The organism is Paenibacillus phytorum (genome assembly GCF_013141715.1).
Lineage (GTDB): Bacteria > Bacillota > Bacilli > Paenibacillales > NBRC-103111 > Paenibacillus_E > Paenibacillus_E phytorum.
Window position 1 is genome coordinate 256,792 of record NZ_WHOA01000241.1, and the last position, 21,655, is coordinate 278,446.

The window sequence follows — 21,655 nt, forward strand, 5'->3', positions numbered from 1 at the left end:
CTTTACTACCGATAAGTGATGAGAGATAATGATAGCGAAAAGGGTAGGGGAGGTTAACATCTTAGAATGAATAGGGTCGAAGACAGCGCATTTATTGGTGTAATTATTCTAGACGCAGGTTGGCATTATACATATATCAACGAATATGCAGCAAAAATTTTAAATCGTAGGCCTAATGAATTATTGGGTAAAGTCGCTTGGGCAGAATTTCCTGCTGCGATACGGTACGCTTGTTACGATCATTTCCATAAAGCCCGTAATAATAAGGAAGAAGTTCATTTTGAAGAGTACATAAAATCGTCCAATCAGTGGGTTAAGGTAAGTGCATATCCATTTGGCGGGAGCTTGCATATTGCACTCCGTAAACCGGATTTTGCTGAAATTAGTCCATTGCTAGAAAGTGAGTATTATCTAAAATATACAGAAAATTTTCAAGATTTAATCACACTGACTTCAGTAGATGGTAAATTTCGATATCTATCCCCTGCTATTCATCCGCTGCTCGGTTATGAGGTTGGTGAAATGGTCGGTACTCGTATCATGACGTATTGTCATCCAGAAGACATTGAGATGCTAAGAAACATTTTTACAGATGAAAACGATTCGGCTGTTGCTGACCAAGGAATGATCACCTGTCGTTTCTTGCATAAAAAGGGTTGGTATGTGTGGTTTGAGAAGAATTTCAAATGGATGTTAGATGAGGATGGCAAGAGATTTCAGAAATTAGGCATTTGGCGCGATATTACAGAACGTAAGCTGGTCGAGGAGCATTTTGTTCAAGCACAAAAGCTGGGGCAATTTGGCAGCTTTGAGCGAAATCTGACTGATGAGTATTGCATTTGGTCTGAGGAGATGTACCGAATCCATGGTCTTGATCCCTTAGATTCCATGGAATTAAGCGAAGTTACTAAACAAATTGTGCCGGATGATCGCGAGAAAGTAACACTTGCTTTTGAGACAGCTATACAGATTGGAATATCAGAAGTCGAGTATAGGATTGTTCGCAGTGATGGAGAAGTGCGCCATTTGAAATCTCAAATTGAGCGAGTCATCCGCGATAACGGATGTACAGCTGTACGCGGACTCATTCACGATATTACAACACATAAACAAATTGAAGCTGAGCTTAAAAAAAGCAAAGCCAATTTGGAAATAGCGCAAGAAATCGCGGGATTGGGTCACTATGACTGGGATGTGATCAGGAATGATTTGTATTGGTCTGACGAGTTGTTTGTGCTTTTTCATATGCGCCGTGAAAGTTTTGGGAATACAATAGAAGCCTTTTTTAATGTGGTTCATTCGGAAGATACAGTAAAAGTGAAAGAGGCAATTCGTGAAGCTCTGCATGGCGGTCTACTAGATTTGGTATATCGAATTATTGTGAATGAGACTGAGGTTCGAATGATTCATACCATGGCCAAAACGACCTATGACGAATGGGGGAGACCACTGCGTCTATTTGGAACGGTGCAGGATATCACCATACAAAAACAGACGGAAGAGTTGCTGCGAAAAACGGAAAAATTGAATGTAGCTGGACAATTGGCAGCTGGTATCGCGCATGAGATCCGTAATCCGCTTACGGCACTCAAAGGATTTGCTAAGCTGATGTGTCATGCCAACGAAGAAAGCAAGCTGCGGTATTTTCAGATCATGCAAGAAGAATTTAATCGTATCGAACTGATCTTAGGAGAGCTTCTGATTCTTGCTAAGCCACAGGCTGTAGCCTTTCATCCTCATGATACCACAGCTATTCTTAGCGAAGTCATTGAACTGCTGAATACAGAGGCAATTATGAGCAATGTAATCATCGAACTAGATTATGAACCAAATCTTCCTCTGGTTAAATGTGAGCGAAATCAATTGAAGCAGGTTTTCGTGAATATGATTAAAAATGCAATTGAGGCGATGCCAACAGGAGGCTGCCTGAATGTATCTGTGAGAAAGGTTGCGAGCGGTGTAGCTCTCTATTTCGCAGATCAGGGACTGGGTATATCGGAGGAGCGGCTGCCGCGCATAGGGGAACCCTTTTATACGACGAAAGAGAAGGGAACTGGGCTTGGTGTAATGGTTAGCTTCGCGATTATCGATGAACATCAAGGACATATCGAATATCAAAGTAAGCTTGGTGTTGGCACCACTGTCCTTATCCAACTGCCTGCTTTTTCGTGAAAAAGTGAGGGAATAGACCGGGAAACTGGTCTTTTTTTCATTTGTACATATCTTGTAACTGTCAAAGTTCGCAATAAGGTGGTCAATCTGCGACAAGATGCTGTCTTCTAAATATGCTACATTGATAACGTGTTCAATAATTGTGAAACTAACAAGAAAAAGGTGATAACCATATGGAGAAAGTAAGGATTGGTATTATTGGTCTGGGCAATATGGGAACCGGACATGCCAAATATTTGGTGAACAATGAAGTGAAAGGTGCTCAGCTAACCGCTATTTGTGAGTTCAGAGCGGACCGCTTGGAATGGGCGAAAGAAAACCTAGGTGAAGGTGTCCAATTATTCGACAATCTCGATACATTCCTTACTTCGGGGACAATTGACGGTGTATTGATTGCGACTCCACACTATGATCACCCAGAAGTAGCTGCCCGTGCATTTGAAGCCGGACTCCATGTGTTGTGTGAGAAACCAGCAGGTGTTTACACCAAACAAGTTCGTCAAATGAACGAAGCTGCGCAAGCTTCAGGTAAAGTATTCAGTATGATGTACAATCAACGTACAAATCCATTATATAAAAAGCTGAAGGATCTGGTTTCTTCCGGAGAGCTTGGTGAAATTCGCAGGACGAACTGGATTATTACGAATTGGTACAGATCCCAAAGCTACTACGATTCAGGCGGCTGGCGTGCTACATGGGCAGGCGAAGGCGGGGGCGTACTCATTAACCAGGATCCGCATCAGCTTGACTTGTGGCAATGGACGATCGATATGATGCCTAAACGAGTTCGTGCGTTCTGTTATTTCGGAAAGCATCGCAATATCGAAGTAGAGGACGATGTAACCGCATTCGTAGAGTATGAGAACGGAGCTACGGGCTTATTCGTTACAACGACGGGCGAAGCACCAGGTACGAACCGCTTCGAGTTGTCCGGTGACCGCGGTAAAATTGTGATCGAAGATGGCAAGCTAACTTTCTGGCGTTTGCGTGTATCCGAGCGAGAATTTAATGAAACCTTCACGGGTGGATTTGGCCAACCGGAGTGCTGGAAGTGCGAGATACCAATTGAAGGGCAAGAAACTGGCCACAAAGGCATCACGCAAAACTGGGTGGATGCCATTCTACATGGCACGCCATTAGTTGCTCCTGGAGAAGAAGGAATCAAAGGTCTGATGCTTTCCAACGCCATGCTGTTGTCGACGTGGACAGACAATTGGGTAGACCTGCCGATTGATGAAGAACTGTTCGAGCAGCATTTGCAAGATAAAATAAAAAATTCCACTGTCAATAAAGAGGCTGGCTTTAAAACACTTGTGGTCTAAAAAACATGAACACCCCGCGCTATTGCGTACATGGGTAGGATAGTGGAGGAATTCGGACATGCAGAAAAGCGATGGAATGAATTACGCACCAAAAGGGAAGCCGAACATTGTCGTTCAAAAAGGGGAGTTCGTTTTCGCAGCGATTGCCTTGGATCACGGTCACATCTATGGTATGTGCAATGGCTTGCAGGAAGCAGGAGCAGAGCTCAAATGGGTTTATGACCAGGACGCTGCTAAGGTAAAGGCTTTCGTTGAGAAGTATCCCCATGTGAAGGTGGCTGCGTCTGAGCAAGAAATATTTGACGATCCCGAAGTCAAGCTAATCGCGTCAGCTGCTGTACCTTCTGAACGCGGAGCGTTAGGTGTTCGAGCGATGGAGAATGGCAAAGATTATTTTACAGATAAAGCTCCTTTCACAACGTTAGATCAACTGGCTGCCGCCAAGGCTACTGTTGAAGCAACGGGGCGTAAATTTGCTGTATATTACAGTGAACGTCTCCATGTGGAAAGTGCCGTATTTGCTGGACAGCTTATTGAAGAGGGTGCCATTGGCCGTGTCGTGCAGGTCATTGGTTTAGGGCCGCACCGACTGGGTGCATCGAATCGTCCGGATTGGTTTTTCAAGAAAGAAAATTATGGCGGCATTCTCTGTGATATCGGCAGTCATCAAATCGAACAGTTTCTGCATTATGCGGGGTGCAAGGATGCTACCGTTGTTAGCAGCAAAGTGGCGAATTACCATGCGAAGGATTATCCGGAGCTGGAGGATTTCGGTGACGCTACACTGATCGGGGACAACGGGGCGACAAACTATTTCCGTGTGGATTGGCTTACTCCGAGTGGTCTGGGAACTTGGGGAGATGGTCGGACGGTTATTCTAGGAACAGAAGGATATATTGAACTGCGTAAATATATTGACATCGCTCGCGATCCGCAGGGAGATCAGTTATACCTGGTTAACCAGCAAGGTGAAAAGCACTACAGCCTCCATGGACAAGTAGGCTTTCCTTTCTTCGGCCAGTTGATCTTGGACTGTCTGAATCGTACAGAGCATGCTATGACACAAGCGCATACGTTCAAAGCAGCAGAGCTGTGCTTGCTTGCTCAGGCGAATGCAGTCCGTGTGGAGTAGGTCTACACATTAACTGGACAAAAGCCTTCATGGGCATTGATAATTGCCTTTTGGTATGATAACACAGCTGTACGTTTAGCTTAAAATTCGGGTAGTCTAGTGGTAATATCGCTAGCTGCCCGTTTTGCGTTTCGGCGGTAACGGTCGTTTTGGGAAGCAAGGAAAGACCCAGTCCATGCATCACGCATTAGGAGCACATGGTTGTCTCATGTGTGCCAATGATGAAGCTCCCCGTCGTTTGACCCGCAACAGTAATCTTCGATTCCTCAACTAATTTGACAAGCTTGGAGGCATATCGGAGTAAAATGTCGCCGGCTGGCGTCTGACTCATCTTTTTACCGACCCGTTCAAATATTTCGATACCATATTCCATTTCCAACTTGTGAATTTGGGATGTTACACTAGACTGAGCATAGCCGAGACTTTCACCGGCCTTCGTATAGTTTTGCCATTTGGCGACTTTAAGCAGCGTTTTATACAAGGTAAGATCCATTCTAGCCCGCCCTCCAATCATCACTATTTCCGATGGTTACTATCATTTATTATAGATAACTCTGGTAGTTCCTGCCATGGTAAAATCGTTCTCAACCAAAGGATAGGGGGAGTTACCATGAGGAATCTATACGAAATAGAGAAAAGATTGAGCAGCATATAAGAGAAATAGAAAAGCGCTCAAGAAGGGCCCATTGGTACGAAAAAAAGGAAAGAAGGGGGTTTTCGTTTCCTCCCGATTGCTGGCTTGCTATAGGCACTTGCCTTGGTAGTTATCGGTTATTTTTTAGTATCAAATGCTTTATCGTAATCCTTCCATAAGCCTTTCTTTTTATTACGGGCTGTTTCTTGATCTTTCTTAAAGGCATCCACGTACTTGACGTTCGGAGGATATGTAGCGATCCGCGAATACCCCTCTTGAACCAGGGTACGGTTAAACAGTTCTTCACCGATCCATACGTAAACAAGCAAGCGATCATACTGATCCTTTTTATCTACATCAAATTCAAGCTCGACGGTTTCCTTCTCCAATCGCTTCTTCGTATAAGCACTTGCTTCCTTCCCATAAAACATAACCGGTGTATTAGGTTTCTTCGTCTCCGGTGTGTCCACACCAATTAATCGAACTTTCTCTTTCTTCCCCTTCATTGTGACCTCAAGCGTGTCACCGTCCACGATACGTTCCACTTTTACACGCTCTCTGCCAGCTACAGCTGCGGGTTTACTCCCACAAGCAGTCAGCAAGATGACTAGACTAAGCAGCACAGCAAGAGAGATCATCCATTTGCGCATGAAGCACCTCCTAAGAGTTTTCATAAGAAAACTTGCATCGTAAGCATATACTGAGTTTTCGTAAGCATTTCCTTAAGTATGTTTTAGACGTTAGCATGGTGGGGATGTTTAAATCAAGTGCTTTCCTTTCATACTAGGAAAAAAGGAGGCAGCACATGATTGTCATGGACCCTACCCGTTCTCTGATTGTTCAGAGCGATTTATCGATATTAGTGGAAACGAATCACCCGGAATTTGAAGCTGTAAGGGGGACAATATCCCGTTTCGCGGATCTGATCAAAAGCCCCGAGCATCTCCATACGTATCGGATTACGCCATTATCGCTATGGAATTCATCAGCTGCTGGCATGCAATTTGAAGAAATGTCGGAATTTTTACAACGAAATGCGAAATTTGGTGTCCCTCCCACGGTACTGAGCAGCATACGTAAATATGTGAAGCGATATGGCATACTGCGTATGGAGGATGTAGGAAATGAGCTCTACTTAGTTAGCGATGATACAGTCGTGTTAAAAGAAATTAGCGCTTACGATTCGTTGAAGAGGTATTTAGAGGATACCCGCGGAGAGCGGGCTATTGCTATTTCTCCGATTTCACGTGGTGTCTTGAAGCAAGAACTTATCAAGTTGGGGTATCCTGTAGAAGATTTGGCCGCTTATCGCAGCGGTGAGTTTCTTCCGATTCAGCTTCGGAATGAAGAGACGATGGAAGCGCCTTTCCAACTGCGGGATTACCAAAAGCATGCTGTAGATGCTTTTAACCGTGTCGGAGAAGGCGGCAGCGGTGTGTTGGTACTTCCCTGTGGAGCAGGGAAGACAGTGGTCGGCATAGCCGCGATGGCCAGATGCAACTGCGCTACATTGATTCTGACAACCAATGTTACTTCGGTGAAGCAGTGGAAGCGTGAGATATTGAGCAAAACGGGTTTAGCGGAAGATCAGGTAGGAGAATATAACGGCACTACGAAGGAAGTAAGGCCTATCACGATTGCGACTTATCAGATTTTGACGCATCGAGGGAAGAAAGAAGACGAATTCTCGCATATGCGGCTGTTTAGTCAGAGAGACTGGGGGTTGATTATATATGATGAAGTTCATCTTCTGCCAGCCCCTGTTTTTCGGGCAACAGCTGAGATTCAAGCGACCCGCAGACTCGGGTTAACGGCTACATTAATTAGGGAAGACGGCCATGAAGAAGACGTTTTCTCACTTGTGGGACCGAAGAAATATGATATGGCTTGGAAAGAACTAGAGTCAAAGGGCTGGATAGCCAAGGTCGCCTGCAAGGAAGTGCGAGTGTCTCTATCGACTTTCGATCGGGATCGTTATGGAGCCTCGGGTGCTAGACAGCAGTTCAGGATTGCTGGAGAAAATGCTGCTAAGTTAGACGTTATAGACCACTTACTGCGGCTTCATGCTAATGAGCAGACGTTAATTATTGGCCAATATATTAGTCAGTTAGAACTTATCGCTGCCCATACCGGTGCGCCCATGATCAGCGGTGGAGTAGCACATGAACTCCGAGAGGACCTATACGAACAATTCAAGAAGGGTCAGGTGCCCCTCCTTATTGTATCCAAGGTTGCCAATTTTGCTGTGGACCTGCCCGATGCCGTCGTAGCCATTCAGGTGTCGGGCAGCTATGGTTCGCGGCAAGAAGAGGCACAGCGGCTTGGGCGCATCCTTCGCCCTAAGAGCAGCGGTACGAACGCAGCTGTCTTCTATTCTCTGATTAGCGAGGATACGAAGGAGCAGGATTTTGCGATGAAAAGGCAGCTGTTTCTAGTTGAACAGGGCTATCAATATAGCATAACGAGTTGGAATCAAGCGGCGAAATGACGAGAAGGAGCATAGGATGAGATTTGAACATATGGATAGGAAAATGCCCCGAGAACTGAGAGAGCTCATTATTGAACAAAAATGGTGTTCTTCTTTCCTAGAACAAGGAGTGGCATTACCTGATTTAATGACGGATCGGAAGTACCTTGCTGAGTTGAACCGTCATTTGTCATTGGATGAAAAGCATACTCTGCATCTCATATTATCCGCATTCGGTTGTGAACCATTTACAAGAGAAGCATTGGAAAAGCAGGCAGCTCTTCGTATGGCGGGTGCGCAAGTCGCCCTAGGCCTTGTAGGACTTAGACGAGCAGGTGTTGTTGCGGCTTTTCGCAAAGCTTGGGGGGAGCAGCTTTTTATTCTGCCTGAGGATGCTTTTGCAGCGTGGCAGATGTTATTATTTCCTTCAGATCAGCTTCAAACAGGTAAAGAGGATTTGGCTCTTGAGCTGTGGGAAGCCGGGAGCTCTGGGCAATTAAACACATCAGATGCAGCACCGATACATCCTAGAGGCTTGGCACAGCAGCTGTTTCATTTTCTGGTGGCTTGTAACCAACAATTATCTCTACCTCTCACGAACAAAGGGACTTTACATAAAAAGCAGCTACAAAAGCTAAAGGAACATCTAGCCTTGCCTAATGATATTTTACGCTCTGCTGGGCTTACTTACGCATTTAGAGACGTTTATGATGAACCTGCCGCGCTAATGATTGAAATGGCTATTCGCATGGGGTTCCTTTCTATTCATAGTCGAGGTGACCGTTACCTTTTCAACCAGCAGGCCTGTCTAAGATGGCTTCAAGATTCCTACGATAGGCAGCAGGGGCAGTTATATCAGATTTGGCGTCAGTTGTTAGTTCCTGCACCTGTCTGGCTTGAACATGGCATATCATTGATGGAGAGAGGGGAGTTCGGGCTGTGGTATGAAATAGACGTTATTATAAAAGGAATCCGTTCTTGTTGTTCCTTCGGGGGGCAGGTGATGGATGAATCCTCGCTTCGCAAGTCTATCATGACCACATGGATGGCTCCTTTGTCTGTTTTCCGTTTCATAGAGTTGGGTACCGACGAGGATGATCATCTATGGTTTCGATGGTTAATCACACCGATACAAGAGTCCTTACACGATTTGGATAGTAACCTCAGATCGTCAGAAACGCATATTGAGGCGCGTCCCTCGCTTTATGTGCAGCCGGATTTCGAGATGTTGCTCACCCCTGACGTACCTCTTCGCACAGAATGGGATATCGCGGTTTTCGCTGACCTTCAAGCGACAGATCATGTTCGTACCTATCGCATAACCAAAGAAAGCTTCTACCGTGCTTGGGAAAAAGGGATGAGCAGCGAAGAGATGATTCGGATGCTGCACGAGAATGCTCTTTACGAAGTACCCGCACATATTACGATTACTTTACAGCAATGGGGGGAGCAGGCCGGCAAGTTGTATATCGAAGAAGTAACGCTGCTTCGCTGCCGTTCCGAGGATATTGCGGAGGCCTTGCTTAGAAACGAGAAATGCCTACCCCTTCTTGGGGACCGCATTGGCAGCGCAGACTTTATTATTTTGCGTGAACATCTTACAGTGCTTACGAAGTGTCTAGAGAATATGGGTTTCAATCCAAGAAGCAGCCGAAGAGACGAGAATACAGCGATTTCCAATCCCCAGATTTCGTCCGAAAATCAGACAGGTGGCCTTTGTTATTCACGGGATACCATCCAGCTCTATGAAATGGATACCCATTTGCCGGAGCGGGCAGAATTGTATCCGGATATGCAGGGTATTCCTGTAAGCTGGATTAAGGAATTTCGTGAGTATCACGGCTCTACTCGCAAAGAGATGATTCGCAAAGCAATTGAATGGAAAAGCGTTCTGCAGCTTCGTAAAGAAGGACGAATTCGCTTCATTATCCCCCGAATTCTTCGCGAAGAACGGTCGGGCTGGATATTGGAAGGACTGGAGGAATATCAGGAGATTTCTTTGGCGAGTGAGGATTGGGAGGAAATGAAGCTTATTTTGCCTGGTATCAATGATGAAGGTGTTTATACATAGGTTAGAATGAGTGAATGATCAACTGGACGAGGATTTCACTGTAAAGAGAAAAGGAAGAAACTCTTGAGGAACTGTGGTATAGTAGAGATGTTATCTATTCTTTGAGAGGAAGGATGTTGATCCTAGTTATGTTACAGACAATGGAAGCAGAAACAATAGATATGTCGGCCGTTCTTATGCAGGCTTATGACATGGGTGATATGATTAATTCCTCTGCTGAAGTGGCAGATTATTTATATTGGAAGATCGCTGTGGAGAACAGCGCGGAAGTTCGGGATCTTAAAGCGGTTTTCGCCAGAAAGAAAGATGCTTTCGAGGAATGTGAACGCTTCGGGCATTACCACCCAAGCTATCACGAAGCATTAGCCGCGGTGAATGAGATTCAGGAGAAGCTGCATGCTGTTGAAGCGGTGCGTAGGTTTAAAGAAGCTGAAGACCGTTTGGACGATTTGCTGTTTACAGTTTCCACGACGATCGCGCATGCGGTCTCCGATACAATTAAAGTCCCGAGCAATAATCCACTTCCAACTGGCAAAGGCTGCAGTTCCGGTGGAAGCTGCAGCGGGAATTGCGGGTAAGAACTAAAGCTGGAAATCGGGGCGGATGATTCCGACCTCGGTTCTCTGCCAGTTATGAATGGTAGGGGTATGATAGGATGCAAGTTCGCCTACTTCGGATTCCGAAAGCAAGCTTAGCTGCTTCAAAGCTTCGACGACAGCGGGATACAAGGCCCGAACATTACCGTCTTCGATCTTTAAGACGAAGCCTAGTCCCTGCTCAGGAATCGTGATGGCGAAGATGCCTTCGGCTCCCATCTTGCCAATGATACGGCCTTTGGTTACCTCGATTAATCGCGTATCGAAGCGGTCGCTTCCCGCGAGGAATTGAGGATATTTTCGCACCGCGTCGACAATTCTTTGGCAAGCGTTTGCACGTACTTGCGGTAATTCGTCAGGGCGACCTAATCGGGCGAAGGCAAGTGCCAGTTGATCAATTCTCATGCCGAATACGGGCACTCCACAACCGTCAATCCCGAGCTGCATTTGCGGCTTCGGCACGCCGGTCATGGCGCACACTGCATCGAGCATAAGCTGCTGGACAGGATGCTGGATGCTCATGTAGGTATCCGGCGATGCCCCAAGGTGTGCGCTAAGCGCTAGCATACCCGAATGTTTGCCCGAGCAATTGTTGTGCAAGGTGCTCGGGGATTCTCCTCGCTCGCGCATCGCCTGTGCGGTCGGCGCGTGGTAAGGTTCATGTGCACCGCACTGCAGGTGCTCATGATGGTAACCGAGCTTGCCCAGAATACCCTGGGCCGTGTTCACGTGCTCAGCTTCCCCGTTGTGGGAAGCGCAGCATAAGGCGATTTCGGCATCAGTGAGGCCGAAATGATCAGCCGCGCCGGATTCTATCACCGGCAATGTTTGAATGAGCTTCGCCGTCGAACGGGCGAAGGTGAGCAGCTGCGGGTCGCCTGCTTGATGCAGCAGCGTCCCCCCAGCGTTAACGACCGCGAGGTGGACGCGGTGAATACTTTCTGTTATGCTTCCACGGAATATGCGGACAATGGTGTCAGAAGGCTTCATGTAGTGGGTTCACTCCATACTAGGATTATTGAAAAGAGGTTGCAATCATGATGATCGAGCGTAGCGGATTAATCATTTGGGTAAACGATATCAAAGCCGCGAGAAACCTGGAACGGTTCGGTTCCCTTCATTACATATCCAAGAAAATGAATTATGCTGTTCTTTATATACATGCCAGCAAAGTAGATGAGACAACACGGAACCTTTTGAAGCTCCCGTACGTCAAAAAGGTAGAGAAGTCTTACCGTAACGAAATTAAAACCGAATACAGTAGTGATGTGCCGGACAAAACTAGATTTTACACCCTTTGAGGCTGCAGTGCAAAACGAAAGCTTCGTAAGAAGCTTTTTTTTTATTTTTTGAATTTTTAGAAAATAAGCATTTTTTCATGATCTCACAAATATTTATTAATAATTTTATATATTCTTTCATGGGAAAAAAAGTTATAATCAAGTAAAATATAACTTACAGGCAGATAGGGAATAGGTACACGGTCTCATTTTAGTAGGAAAGGGGTTGTGATCATGAAAGACAAGGTGATGGGGAGATGGAGTACTTATGAACCATTCTTCGTACAGCTGGGTGACAAGAAAGTAGCGGACGTCGTGATCACGAATCATGCGAAGCTGAGATGGAGTGATCGTGTTTCTAGCGAAAACAATTCACTCGAGGAAATTTGCGCTTTTCTGTGGGAAAAGCTTAAAAATGATAGCATCGTCCCTTATTATCGCAATGAAGAAGACGTTTATCTCATTGATGATGACCTTGTCGTTGTTGCTGAGTTCTCCCATTTGGAACATGAGACTGATCTCGTGGGCAATCCGCTTCACAAAATGATTATTGTTACTTTCCTTGGGAAAATGTCAGAAACGATGGAGCTTCGTGATTTGAAGTCCTATTATTCTTGGCTTAGACACTCACGTCGCATGACACTGATCAAGAACAGTCGTAAGCGTCGATAACCGAATAGGTTGCTTAGCTGGAGTGTGTCGATGGCGGCATGCTCCTTTTTGCGTCTTAATGGACTGTGTGCTTGCGATTTCATATAATGGAAACAAAGAGAGGCGGGTTTACATGGCACTTAATTTTCATCAACTACATATTTTCTTTACCGTAGCGGAGAAAGGCAGCTTCTCTCATGCGGCGGGAGCCTTACATATGACACAGCCTGCGGTGACTATGCAGGTACAATCACTGGAAGATTATTTCGGCGTCAAGCTATTTCACCGCAGTACCAAAAAGATCGAGCTGTCCGAAGCGGGACGAGCTCTGCTGCCTTTTGCTAAAAACAGCATTGAGCTTATACGTGAGACGGACGTTGCCATGTCCAAATTTACGAAAATGATTGAAGGACGGCTGCAGTTGGGCGCCAGCTTAACGATGGGGGAATACATTTTACCTCGTCTTCTTGGACCCTTCAGCAAAGACTATCCTAACATCTCCGTATCGATGAAAGTGATGAATACGGCCCAGATTTTGGACGAGGTCCTGAGCCATCAGCTCAATTTCGGACTTGTAGAAGCGCCCATTCATCATCCGGATGTCCATACCGAAGCGATTCTTAGTGATGAGCTTAAGCTCATCGTGCCTGCGGACCATCCGCTAGCCGATATGGAGGTTGTAACACTAGAGGAGCTGTTGAAATATCCGTTTGTACTTCGTGAGCAAGGATCCGGGACGAGAAGAGTGATGGAAGAGGAGTTTGCGCGCTGCAACATGGATTGCTCTTCCATGAAGATTGTCATGGAGCTTGGCAGCACTGGTGCTATCAAATCTGCTGTTGAAGCGGGTTTGGGTATATCTATTCTTTCCCAGTCGTCCGTCAAGCATGAAGTGACGCTAGGCCTCTTTAAAGTGAAGCAGATCGAGAACATCGCCTTCGAACGCAGCTTCTATGCTATTTACTTGAACTCTACGCTGCTGCCTATATCGGCAGTAAGCTTCATGACTTTCTTGCGACAAGAGGATTTGAGCCGTTTTCTTTAATGTTTTACATAAATCTACAGTTCGCTTAACGATGAGTTCATAAATGTCATTTACGATGAAGGAAGGTAATTGAAAATGTCTGCAAGAATCGAAGCGGATTTACATACACATACGACAGCATCAGATGGGACTCAAAGCCCCGCGGCTAACGTTCAAATGGCGTTTGACGCCGGACTAAGCGCTATCGCGATCACTGACCACGATACGGTCTCCGGTGTCGCAGAGGCGCTCTTAGCGGGGCGTGAGCTCGGTATTGAGGTCGTACCAGGCGTTGAAATCTCCACGGTTGCTAATGGTCAGGATATCCACGTACTAGGTTATTATATGGACATTCATAATGAGCAATTTCTTCAGAGACTGGCGTCTTTGCGTGAAACGAGAGATACCCGCAATAACATGATCATTGAGCGTTTGCAGCAGCTCGGACTAGACATCACAATGGCGGAAGTGCTGCGGGAAATAGAGAATATTAAGAGTAAGGGTGACACAGTTGGAAGGCCTCACATCGCTGCGGTACTGCTAAACAAAGGCTATGTGAGCACAATTAGCGAGGCTTTTGACCGATATTTAGGAACAGGTGCTGCCGCTTATGCCAACCCGCCAAGGATAGAACCAGCTACAGCAATTGGCTGGATCCAAGAAGCGGGAGGAAAGGCCGTCCTCGCACACCCAGGTATTTACCATGATGATGCCCTTATAGAGGCAATTGCCCATCAAGGCTTGGATGGTATTGAAGTCTATCACTCTGACCATACGCCGGAAGATGAGGCGAAATATCTTAGTCTTGCACAGCGCTCCGGACTTCTTATAACGGCTGGTTCCGATTTCCATGGTGAACGAGGCGGTGTCGTATTCCACGCACCTATCGGTTCGAGGCGAATAGGAATCGATGTTTTACAAAGCCTCAAACCAGAGAAGGAGCAGCGTACATGAAGAAAATTCGCAAAGCTATTATCCCTGCAGCAGGTCTGGGAACTCGATTCCTGCCAGCTACAAAGGCGCAGCCCAAAGAGATGCTGCCTATCGTTGATAAACCGGCCATTCAATATATCGTGGAAGAAGCGATTGAATCTGGCATTGAAGATATTATTATTGTCACTGGACGCAATAAGCGTGCAATTGAAGATCATTTTGACAAATCGGTCGAACTTGAGATGATGTTGGAGGAAAAGGGTAGTACGCAGCTTCTCGAAATCGTGCAATCCGTTTCGAATCTGGCCGATGTTCACTATATTCGACAAAAGCAGCCTCTCGGACTTGGTCACGCGATTCTGTGCGCCCGCAAATTTATTGGCGATGAGCCATTCGCAGTTCTGCTTGGCGATGATATTCTCCAATCCTCGCCGCCAGGACTTAAGCAAATGATGGATATCTACGAACAATCCGAAACGTCCGTCATTGCTGTGCAAGAAGTGCCATGGGAAGATGTCAGTAAGTATGGTATCGTCTCTCCCTCAAGTAGCTTAGGTAACTACCAGTTGATCGAAGATCTAGTTGAGAAGCCGGACCGTGATCAGGCACCTTCGAATTTAGCCGTTATCGGGCGGTACATCATCATGCCGGAAATTTTCGGTATTTTGGAGAGACAAGAGCCTGGCCGCGGCGGCGAAATTCAATTGACCGACGCTTTGCGTGTACTCAACAGGCAGCAGCAAATGGCTGCCTATCTGATGCAAGCTAAGCGCTACGACGTTGGTGATAAGATGGGATACATTGAAGCGACCATCGAACTTGCCTTGCAGCGTCCGGATTTACAGGACCAAGTAAAAGCCTATCTATTATCTCTGATTCGTCAGTTGGAATTGAAATAGAGAAACGCGATTGAACTTGGGAGGTTGGATGGAATGGTACAGGTGCAGCGAATTGCGGTTATTGGAACGGGATATGTCGGACTGGTATCGGGTACTTGCTTCGCGGAGATGGGGCATCAGGTTATTTGCGCTGATCGTGACGAAGGAAAAATAGCTCGCTTGCAGCAAGGGGATATTCCAATCTATGAACCTGGTCTGAAGGAGCTAGTCATGTCTAATCTGCTAGCTAACCGCCTATCATTTACTTCGCAAATCAGTGATGCCATTGTTTTATCGGATATCATCTTCATTGCTGTAGGAACACCAACAGAGGACAATGGCGATGTGGATATGACCCAAGTTAATAGTGTTATTGCAAGTATTGCTGCCTATTCCACGACTTCCAAGATCATCGTGATGAAAAGTACCGTACCGGTAGGAACCGGCCGCTGGGTAGAAGAGCAGTTGAAGTCGTTAGCTGCTGCTCATTTAGACATGCATGTCGTTTCTAACCCTGAATTTCTTCGAGAAGGCTCTGCGATAGAGGATACCTTTCATCCGGATCGTGTCGTTATTGGTGCGGATCACCTTGAAGCAGGAGCCCGAATTGCTGCCCTGCACGCTCCTTTACGAACCGAGCTGCTTCTGACAGACCGCGAAAGCGCTGAGCTTATCAAATACGCCTCCAACGCATTTCTTGCTGCCAAAATTTCATTTATTAACGAAATGGCTCATGTGTGTGAGAAAGTGGGTGCTAATGTTGGCCTTGTGGCTAAAGGCATGGGGCTGGATCGCCGCATTGGTCCTCATTTTCTGAACGCGGGTATTGGATACGGGGGCTCCTGCTTCCCCAAGGATACGAAAGCGCAGCTTAAGCTTGCTCAGAACGTCGATTATGATTTCAAAATATTACGTTCCGTGATTGAAGTGAATCACCTGCAGCGAGAACGTTTTGTACATAAAATTGAACGTGCAGTCGGCAATTTGACCGGGAAGCGAATAGCTGTCATGGGTTTGGCTTTTAAGCCGAATACAGACGATTTGCGTGATGCTCCAGCGCTCGATATTATTGCCGCACTTAAAGAGCGGGGCGCCATAGTTAATGCTTATGACCCTGTATCTACAGGGCATGCTGCTCGGCTCCTTCCCGAAGTGAACCTGTTCACCGATCCTTATCTTACCCTCCATGAGGCTGACGCCGTGGTTATCACCACGGAGTGGGATGATATTCGCCGCATGAACTGGCGTCTGGTTAGAAGCCTTGTGAAGGAACCCCTCATCGTGGATGGACGGAATATGTTTGAGCCGGAAGAGATGAGTAGACTCGGGTTTACCTATGTGTCGATAGGCAGAAAAACAGCCATGTTGGACATGGTTATTTCATAAAAATAGGACGCAAAAGAACCTAGCGGTTAAGTCGCTAGGTTTTTTATTTTCCAAATGAAATTTTATTTTATTGTCATGTTCATCTGCTTAATCATGTTCTCATCGGGTGTTACAAATAGCGTCTTCTGATTCACATAGATGACAAATCCGGGTTTGGAACCATTTGGTTTATGGACATGTTTAATGGCCGTATAGTCAACAGGGACCTGGCTTGAATGTTTGGCTTGACTAAAATAAGCGGCCAATTGAGCTGCCTCCAGCAGGGTAGTCTCTGAAAAGCTATCGCTGCGAATAACGACATGGGAGCCAGGAATATCCTTCGTATGCAGCCATGTATCCATCGAAGAGGCTAGTCGATTCGTTAAATATTCGTTCTGTGTATTATTTTTACCAACATAGATCGGGACACCTTCACTGGAAAGGTAGCAGGCCAAAGCCGGCTTATCTTTCTTTTTCTTTTTACGCTGTTTTTTATTGCGGTCACGTACATAACCTTGCTCCATAAGCTCATCGCGGATCTCTTCGATATCGGTTAAAGAAGCGACACTAAGCTGCTGCAGTAAAGAGTTTAAGTACGTAATCTCTTGATGGGTTTGTGCAATTTGTTCCTCGACAATCGCCGTGCTGTTTTTCATTTTTGTGTACTTTTTAAAATACCGCTGTGCATTTTCAGAGGGGTTCAATAGCGGATCCAGCTTTATTTTTATCAAAGCTTGGTCCTGATCATAGTAGTTGATGATCTCGACCTCGCGATCCCCTCTTTTGATCAGGTGAAGGGAGGCCGTCAAGAGCTCACCGAGAATCCGATATTTGTCGGCATCTTTGGAGTCATCAACGGTTTCTTGAAGTTTTTCCAACTTTTTAACATTTTTATTCGCTTCATTATGCAAAAAACGGAGCAAATCAGCCACACGTTGTTTGACCGTATCTCTTTCCGCTTTGTCGCCATAAAAGTGCTCTAAACAATCGCTCGGTGTCGCATATGACGTGGAAATGCCGGTAATGTGTGTTAAAGGTGTCATGGCAAAGAATAATTTACCGGTACCTTCTTGCTCTACAATGACGGGTTCGTAGCTATGCTGACGTACAGCCGTCATGACACCATCGAAAGCTGTCCACAAGGCCGCTTGGTCATCTTCTTGTTCGTTGTTCCCGCCTTGACGGCTGCGGAATACGATTTCTTTGGCGATCAAAGGACTTAGCCCACTGAATGCAGCGACTAATTTTTGTTCAGGTTTTTCCTTGGACTCTTCTTCACCGGAATCTTGATGAATAGCCTGCAAGAACGATGAGGCATCGGCCTCAAGCGGATTTTGTTTATCCTGCTCAGGGGGCGTGACATACTTGCTACCCGGCATAACAATCCGATAAGAACTAATGGCAGGCGTTACGTGATGGATGCCGTCTAGAATCGATTCTGTTGCCGGGTCCAGAAGAATAATATTGCTGTGTCGGCCCATGATTTCCACAATAATCTGTTTGGTGCTCATATCTCCTAGTTCATCGCGATGACGAATTTGCAAGCGGATGACACGCTCCATGCCTATTTGTTCCACGGCTTCAATAACACCGCTCTCACAATGCTTGCGAAGCAGCATACAGAACATAGGAGCATCCATTGGATTTAAAGAGGACTGCTCGGTGATTTGGACCCTCGGATAGGTAGGATTTGCGGAAAGAAGAAGTTTTACATTTTTTCCTTGTGCTCGGATATGCATAATAACGTCATTCTCGGTGGGCTGGTGAATTTTATTGATTCGGCCTCCTACACACGCTTGCAGTTCGTGAACAATTGCATGAAGGACTAGTCCGTCTAAAGCCATGATACATACAACTCCATTCTAGGGAGCTAATTGCAATGTGTGTTGAAATCGCAATTAGCTCCTCGGTTAAAAACTTTGCTAACCTCTATGATGCCATACTTTTCACAAAAACTTAAGTGTTAGTCTGCAAGAAAGATGATTTCAGGGATATTTTCCTGCTTGTCTGAATACATTTACTTATGAGTTAATGGCGAGATTATGTGGAAGTGGGAGGGAGAAGGGCGGATGAGTCAGAATAAGTGGTACCAGTTGACATCGGAAGAAGTCCTGCAGTCACAGCAGGTGAGCATGCAGCAAGGATTGCCCTGGGAGGAAGCTTGGAAGCGACAGGCAGAAGTTGGTCGAAACGAGCTTTCCGAAGGGAAGCGTGTTTCTCCGATTACACTGCTTTTGAATCAATTCAAAGATTTCATGGTGCTGGTCTTATTGGGGGCAACCTTGATTTCCGGCTTGTTGGGTGAATATTTAGATGCCATTACCATTATCGTTATTATTGTGATGAATGGCATTCTTGGCTTTACACAGGAATTTCGGGCGGAACGTTCATTGCGCGCACTTAAAGAATTGTCAGCCCCTAACGCAAATGTGTGGAGAGAAGGCGCAGTTCATCAAATACCAGCTCGTGATTTGGTCCCAGGCGATATTATTTTGCTCGAAAGTGGCGACCGGGTGCCGGCAGATGTGCGGTTTCTGGAAACGAATGGCTTATATATCGAGGAGTCAGCCTTAACAGGGGAGTCGGTAGCCGTCGGTAAAATAACATCGGCTATATCTAACGATGAAGTACCTCTTGGGGATCAGCGTAATCTGGGTTTCATGGGTACGATGGTATCGCGTGGAACAGCCAAAGCCATTGTTGTTCGTGTCGGGATGAGCACGGAGATGGGGAAAATCGCTGATCTGATTCAAAATACAGAATCTATGGAGACGCCGCTTCAGCATCGTTTGGAACAGCTTGGGAAGATTCTGATCATTGTCGCGATCGCATTGACTGTTCTCGTTGTTATCGCAGGTATTATGCATGGACAACCACCTTATGCGATGTTCCTGGCCGGTGTCAGCTTAGCCGTCGCCGCTATTCCGGAAGGACTTCCGGCTATAGTAACCATTGCGCTTGCACTCGGTGTACAACGAATGATTAAGCGTAAAGCCATTGTAAGAAAATTGCCTTCCGTAGAAACCTTAGGTTGTGCCTCGGTCATCTGTTCCGATAAAACAGGAACGCTGACTCAGAATAAAATGACGGTTACCCACTTATGGGTGGGCGGTGACGTGTTGGAAGTGACGGGTGACGGTTATACGCCGGTTGGGGATATCCAATTAAGTGGACAAAATACCGATGCGCTTAAGAACCCTTCACTTAGTAGGCTGCTTCATGTGTCCGTGCTTTGTAATAATGCAACTTTGTACGAGGAAAAGCAGGAGTTGAAACGGAAGAAGGGCAAGGATGGCAATGACGGCGTTGTCTCTGTTTGGAACATTAAAGGGGATCCAACTGAAGGTGCATTAGTTGTCCTGAGTGCGAAGAGTGGCATTACCCAGGAATCGCTAAGTGAGAAATATAAGCGTATCGCTGAATTTCCTTTTGACTCTGAACGTAAGCGTATGTCTGTGCTTGTCACTTCTGAGCATGGTCGGATGGCTTGCACGAAGGGAGCTCCTGATGTTCTAATCCAGCATTGCAGCTACATTCTTTGGGATGGAAAGGTGATTCCGTTCACATCTACCCTTAAACAGAAAGTGATTTCTGCGAATGAAGGCATGGCCAAATCCGCTCTGCGGGTATTGGGGATTGCTTACAAAGAACTTAAGAGCAATGACCGATACGAGGATTATGAAGATGTGGAAAACAGTTTGATCTTTGTTGGATTAACCGGCATGATCGATCCACCGCGCAAAGAAGTGCGTGAAGCTATCTCGAAATGCCGTAAAGCAGGCATCAAAACGGTTATGATTACAGGTGACCATCAGACGACAGCTGAGGCGATTGCTAAGCAGCTCGGCATGATTCCAGCGAATGGGGTCAGCATGAGTGGTCAGCAGATTGCAGGGCTCTCGGACGATGAACTGGATGCTAAAGTGAATGATACCTACGTGTATGCGAGGGTATCCCCTGAGCATAAACTGCGTATCGTCAAAGCTTTGCAGCGCAAAGGACATGTTGTCGCTATGACGGGGGATGGCGTGAACGATGCGCCAGCGATCAAAGCTGCGGATATCGGCATTGCAATGGGGATTACAGGGACGGATGTATCCAAGGAAGCTTCCTCTTTAATTCTAAGCGATGATAACTTCTCCACGATCGTAGCGGCGATTGAAGAAGGACGCGGTATTTATGAAAATATTCGTAAATTCATTCGATATCTGCTTGCTTCTAATGTCGGCGAAATTATGACGATGTTCATTGCGATGATGGCCGGTCTGCCTTTGCCGCTTGTACCGATTCAAATTCTATGGGTGAATCTTGTCACCGACGGCCTTCCTGCTATGGCGCTCGGTGTGGATCAAGCGGAGAAGGACTTGATGCAGCACAAGCCGCGCTCGGCGAAAGAAAATATTTTCGCAAGACGATTAGGTTGGAAAATTATTTCAAGAGGTATTCTTATCGGCGTTTGCACTTTAGGTGCTTTCTGGCTCGTATTACGAGTCAACCCTTCTGATGCTGATACCTTACTGAAAGCGCAAAGCGTAGCATTTGCCACTTTGGTCATGGCTCAACTCATTCACGTATTTGATTGCCGCAGTTCACGCTCTATTTTCCACCGTAATCCTTTTCAAAATCGTTACCTTGTTCTCGCAGTACTTTCCTCACTTATATTGATGTTGGCCGTTATGTATGTGGAAGCTCTTCAACCTATTTTCAAAACGGTTCCACTTGGTTGGAAGGATTGGATTCTGGTTCTGATCGCCGCTGGCATTCCGACCTTCTTAATGGGGCTGGGCAGTGTGCTGTCGCCTAAACGCAACAACAAGAATTCACGTTCTGTTTCTTATAATTCTTCCAAACCGAGCTTCAGATAGTGCTTAAAGCTGCCGTGAGGCGGCTTTTCTGTTTGAAACGAGCCTTACATTTACAAGTCTATTAATGGTTAACGCCGCATTGTTTGTCGTTGCAACGTATATGGCGAGGCCGATTGAAAATGATCTTTTCCAGTGTTTATCGAATTGAATAACTTCATTGTTTAAATCGGATATCGAGTAGTGAGCAAGATTTATTCAACTCTTTTACTAGTGATCTATTAACACTATCCCATTAGCTCATGTCATGTCGAATCAGAGAAATATT

18 protein-coding genes are annotated in these 21,655 nt (G+C 46.0%); 13 read left to right on the plus strand and 5 right to left on the minus strand.

Features of this window, described 5'->3' with window-relative positions; genetic code table 11:
- Positions 1-66: 66 nt before the first annotated feature.
- The 3 genes from GC098_RS34375 (at position 67) to GC098_RS34385 (ending at position 4,626) form a co-directional block, all read left to right on the plus strand.
- Positions 67-2,172 carry a PAS domain-containing sensor histidine kinase gene (locus GC098_RS34375; RefSeq protein ID WP_171648675.1) on the plus strand — a complete coding sequence of 702 codons (2,106 nt, stop codon included), beginning with the start codon at positions 67-69 and terminating at the stop codon, positions 2,170-2,172.
- A gap of 173 nt (positions 2,173-2,345) precedes the next feature.
- Entirely contained in the window at positions 2,346-3,494 is a 1,149-nt protein-coding gene (locus GC098_RS34380) for a Gfo/Idh/MocA family protein (protein ID WP_171648677.1), read from the plus strand.
- Positions 3,495-3,552: 58 nt separating this feature from the next.
- The gene (locus GC098_RS34385; protein ID WP_171648679.1) at positions 3,553-4,626 is read left to right on the plus strand and encodes a Gfo/Idh/MocA family protein; all 1,074 of its coding nucleotides are present in this window, start codon (positions 3,553-3,555) and stop codon (positions 4,624-4,626) included.
- Here GC098_RS34385 and GC098_RS41885 read toward each other — a convergent pair.
- The 3 genes from GC098_RS41885 to GC098_RS34400 all read right to left on the minus strand — a co-directional run bounded on the left by GC098_RS41885 (position 4,571) and on the right by GC098_RS34400 (position 5,910).
- On the minus strand, positions 4,571-4,807 hold the full coding sequence (locus tag GC098_RS41885) for a LysR family transcriptional regulator substrate-binding protein (RefSeq protein WP_376774056.1): 237 nt from the start codon (positions 4,805-4,807) through the stop codon (positions 4,571-4,573). The two genes, GC098_RS34385 and GC098_RS41885, sit on opposite strands and share 56 nt — an antisense overlap.
- Positions 4,808-4,813: 6 nt before the next feature.
- Positions 4,814-5,119 carry a LysR family transcriptional regulator gene (locus GC098_RS34395; protein WP_171648683.1) on the minus strand — a complete coding sequence of 102 codons (306 nt, stop codon included), beginning with the start codon at positions 5,117-5,119 and terminating at the stop codon, positions 4,814-4,816.
- 278 nt (positions 5,120-5,397) lie between these two features.
- Positions 5,398-5,910 (minus strand): thermonuclease family protein, encoded by a 513-nt coding sequence (locus GC098_RS34400; protein WP_246359123.1) that lies wholly within the window; start codon positions 5,908-5,910, stop codon positions 5,398-5,400.
- A 155-nt stretch (positions 5,911-6,065) separates the two neighbouring features.
- On the opposite strand from GC098_RS34400, the gene GC098_RS34405 reads away from it, so the two are divergent.
- The 3 genes from GC098_RS34405 (at position 6,066) to GC098_RS34415 (ending at position 10,376) form a co-directional block, all read left to right on the plus strand.
- A complete protein-coding gene (locus GC098_RS34405) occupies positions 6,066-7,748 on the plus strand; it encodes a DNA repair helicase XPB (RefSeq protein ID WP_246359124.1) in 1,683 nt (560 codons plus the stop codon).
- Positions 7,749-7,764: 16 nt separating this feature from the next.
- A complete protein-coding gene (locus tag GC098_RS34410) occupies positions 7,765-9,798 on the plus strand; it encodes a helicase-associated domain-containing protein (protein ID WP_171648687.1) in 2,034 nt (677 codons plus the stop codon).
- A gap of 140 nt (positions 9,799-9,938) precedes the next feature.
- Complete coding sequence (locus tag GC098_RS34415; protein WP_036633126.1) at positions 9,939-10,376, plus strand: YlbF/YmcA family competence regulator; 438 nt, start codon at positions 9,939-9,941, stop codon at positions 10,374-10,376.
- A 3-nt stretch (positions 10,377-10,379) separates the two neighbouring features.
- On the opposite strand, the gene GC098_RS34420 is transcribed toward GC098_RS34415, so the two are convergent.
- Complete coding sequence (locus GC098_RS34420) at positions 10,380-11,384, minus strand: asparaginase (protein ID WP_171648689.1); 1,005 nt, start codon at positions 11,382-11,384, stop codon at positions 10,380-10,382.
- Positions 11,385-11,431: 47 nt separating this feature from the next.
- Between GC098_RS34420 and GC098_RS34425 the strand changes: the two genes are divergently transcribed.
- From GC098_RS34425 to GC098_RS34450, 6 genes are all read left to right on the plus strand, one after another.
- Positions 11,432-11,695, plus strand: coding sequence for a YlbG family protein (locus GC098_RS34425; protein WP_029195610.1), 264 nt, complete (start codon positions 11,432-11,434; stop codon positions 11,693-11,695).
- Between the two features lie 213 nt (positions 11,696-11,908).
- Complete coding sequence (locus tag GC098_RS34430; RefSeq protein ID WP_029195611.1) at positions 11,909-12,346, plus strand: hypothetical protein; 438 nt, start codon at positions 11,909-11,911, stop codon at positions 12,344-12,346.
- A gap of 112 nt (positions 12,347-12,458) precedes the next feature.
- The gene (locus GC098_RS34435) at positions 12,459-13,370 is read left to right on the plus strand and encodes a selenium metabolism-associated LysR family transcriptional regulator (protein ID WP_171648691.1); all 912 of its coding nucleotides are present in this window, start codon (positions 12,459-12,461) and stop codon (positions 13,368-13,370) included.
- A 75-nt stretch (positions 13,371-13,445) separates the two neighbouring features.
- The gene (locus GC098_RS34440) at positions 13,446-14,303 is read left to right on the plus strand and encodes a PHP domain-containing protein (RefSeq protein WP_171648693.1); all 858 of its coding nucleotides are present in this window, start codon (positions 13,446-13,448) and stop codon (positions 14,301-14,303) included.
- On the plus strand, positions 14,300-15,181 hold the full coding sequence (galU, locus tag GC098_RS34445) for a UTP--glucose-1-phosphate uridylyltransferase GalU (protein WP_171648697.1): 882 nt from the start codon (positions 14,300-14,302) through the stop codon (positions 15,179-15,181). The genes GC098_RS34440 and galU overlap by 4 nt, the downstream gene beginning before the upstream one ends.
- Before the next feature lie 42 nt (positions 15,182-15,223).
- Positions 15,224-16,546 (plus strand): UDP-glucose dehydrogenase family protein, encoded by a 1,323-nt coding sequence (locus tag GC098_RS34450; RefSeq protein WP_171649076.1) that lies wholly within the window; start codon positions 15,224-15,226, stop codon positions 16,544-16,546.
- Positions 16,547-16,608: 62 nt separating this feature from the next.
- Here the strand turns inward: GC098_RS34450 and GC098_RS34455 are convergent, their stop codons facing one another.
- The gene (locus GC098_RS34455) at positions 16,609-18,369 is read right to left on the minus strand and encodes an Rqc2 family fibronectin-binding protein (RefSeq protein ID WP_171648700.1); all 1,761 of its coding nucleotides are present in this window, start codon (positions 18,367-18,369) and stop codon (positions 16,609-16,611) included.
- A gap of 225 nt (positions 18,370-18,594) precedes the next feature.
- On the opposite strand from GC098_RS34455, the gene GC098_RS34460 reads away from it, so the two are divergent.
- The gene (locus GC098_RS34460; RefSeq protein ID WP_171648703.1) at positions 18,595-21,390 is read left to right on the plus strand and encodes a calcium-translocating P-type ATPase, SERCA-type; all 2,796 of its coding nucleotides are present in this window, start codon (positions 18,595-18,597) and stop codon (positions 21,388-21,390) included.
- Positions 21,391-21,655 lie beyond the last annotated feature (265 nt).